Below are 1,349 nucleotides of genomic sequence, written 5' to 3'. Positions count from 1 at the left end.
TGTCGCGCGTCAGACTATGTGGCAGGGGTAGTTAGTTGCTGAGGCAGCGCCCCCTATCGAAAGGTCTGAATCATCATGAGTCGTCCCCCGACGATCCCCGCGGAGAAGAAGCTCCGCATCGTGTTGTCCGTGTTGCAGGGCGAGATCTCGATCGCTGAGGCCGCCCGCCGCGAGAAGGTCTCCGAGCAGGCCATCGGGAACTGGAAGCGGCAGTTCCTTGAGGGCGGCAAGGCCGGTATCGAGGCGGGCAAGTCCAAGCCCACCTCTCGGGAGCAGCAGCTCGAGGACGAGGTCGCCGAGCTCACCCAGGCCCTCGGTGAAGCGGCGGTCGAGATCCGGGTGTGGAAGAAGAGCGCGGAGGGCCGCCTGGGCCCTTCGAGGACCTCGAGGTGATCCGCACTGACGCGGGCATGTCGACCGCGAGGTTCTGCCAGCTCATCGACATGCCCGAACGGACATGGCGGCGCTGGCAGGCCAAGGCCCGCACCGATCGGCCGCCGAAGGGCCCATGGCCGCAGCCGTCCCGCATCGCCGTGCGCGACGTCGTGATCGCTCACGCGACCGCTCACCCGGCGTGGGGGCACCGGAAAGTCTGGGCGATGACCCGCCACGACGGGTACCGGGTCTCGCAGGCGACCGTGCTGCGCCTGCTGCGTGACGAGGGCTTGATCCTGGAGGCGAACTACCAGCGGGAGCGCCGCAAGCTCGCCGAGCGCCGCAAGGCGGCGTTCGCGAAGACGCCGACGGGCCCGAACCAGGTCTGGCAACTCGACTTCTCCGAGTACGAGACCACGACCGGCGGGACGTGGCGGATCGCGTCGTGCCGGGACTACTGGGCCAAGTACGAGTTCGACGCGCACGTGTCCCCGACAGCGAACAAGCACGACGCCGTCACCGCGGTCGAACTCGCTCTCGCCGAAGCGGAGCGGCTGATCGGCCACCCGCTGATCGACGACTGTCAGGTCGACGACGCCACCGGAGAGTTGCTCCCGGTTCTGACGATCGTCACTGACAACGGCGGCCCGTTCCGCTCATTCACGTTCGAAGCGTTCATCGCCGCACACCCTGAGATCCGCCACGTCCGCACGAGAGTGCGAACGCCGGGTCAGAACGGGTCACGCGAACGCGGCTTCGGGACGATGAAGTACGAGTGGCTGTTCCGCGAGGAAATCGACGACGGCCTGACCCTCGTCGATCAGATCGACGCCTACCGGCACGACTACAACCACGTCCGCCCGCACGAAGCGATCGCCTGGAACCGACCCGCCGACGTCTACGCCGGCCACGCGCACCCCACCATCCCCAACTTCGAAATCGAAGAAATCCTGCCAACTACTTGACGCGGGACA

General features: G+C 66.9%; 2 protein-coding genes. Both read left to right on the top strand.

The features are described 5' to 3' along the window. The first annotated feature begins 75 nt into the window (after positions 1–75). On the top strand, positions 76–393 hold the full coding sequence (locus G510_RS0113345; protein WP_029154011.1) for a transposase: 318 nt from the start codon (positions 76–78) through the stop codon (positions 391–393). After that, a complete protein-coding gene (locus G510_RS0113340) occupies positions 390–1,340 on the top strand; it encodes an integrase core domain-containing protein (RefSeq protein ID WP_029154010.1) in 951 nt (316 codons plus the stop codon). Before G510_RS0113345 ends, G510_RS0113340 begins: the two co-directional genes overlap by 4 nt. The last annotated feature ends 9 nt before the right edge of the window (positions 1,341–1,349 follow it).

The sequence above is a fragment of the Microbacterium gubbeenense DSM 15944 genome, from assembly GCF_000422745.1.
Classification (GTDB): Bacteria; Actinomycetota; Actinomycetes; order Actinomycetales; family Microbacteriaceae; genus Microbacterium; species Microbacterium gubbeenense.
This window is presented reverse-complemented; position numbering and strand designations above follow the sequence as displayed.

What these genes read in the sequence shown, in the direction of transcription:
- G510_RS0113345 (WP_029154011.1), top strand. Translation starts at nt 76, where the DNA reads ATGAGTCGTCCCCCGACGATCCCCGCGGAGAAGAAGCTCCGCATCGTG.